General features: G+C 45.2%; 1 protein-coding gene. It reads left to right on the top strand.

Going from position 1 to position 400, the window contains the following annotated elements; translation table 11 throughout:
• Positions 1-400 (top strand): AcaB family transcriptional regulator (locus AB4585_RS22470; RefSeq protein ID WP_372171027.1); only part of this gene is annotated, 400 nt, incomplete at both ends.

Below are 400 nucleotides of genomic sequence, written 5' to 3'. Positions count from 1 at the left end.
TAACGATGATCCCTTTGCCGATCAGTTGCTTCTTGATCTAGAGCGTCAGATTGACACTTTAGGTGAGACGATTGTCGCGAAGACCGAAGATCTGCAAGCGAAAATCAAAGAGTTGTTTGATTACAATGAGGCGACACTTAAGAAGAATGTCTCAGCGCATATTGCTGAGGTGAGTGTTAAGTTGAACTACCCATTATCAAACCGCATGTTGTGGGTCATTAAGGCCGTTGATCGCATGTTGTTCTTGGTCTATCAGGCAGAGAAACACAACATCATCTACACCCGTGCTGCGAAAGAGTATCGTACCGACGCGAAGCGCATGGTTCGTAACTTATTCCGAAGCTTAAACAAGTTCAACCATACGGGCATTACTCGTACCGATGTTGCTCATGCGACTAAG

Source organism: Vibrio sp. 10N.222.49.C9 (genome assembly GCF_041474985.1).
Taxonomy (GTDB): domain Bacteria; phylum Pseudomonadota; class Gammaproteobacteria; order Enterobacterales; family Vibrionaceae; genus Vibrio; species Vibrio crassostreae_C.
Note: the sequence above shows the minus strand (reverse complement) of the source record. Positions and strands in the feature narration are given on the sequence as shown.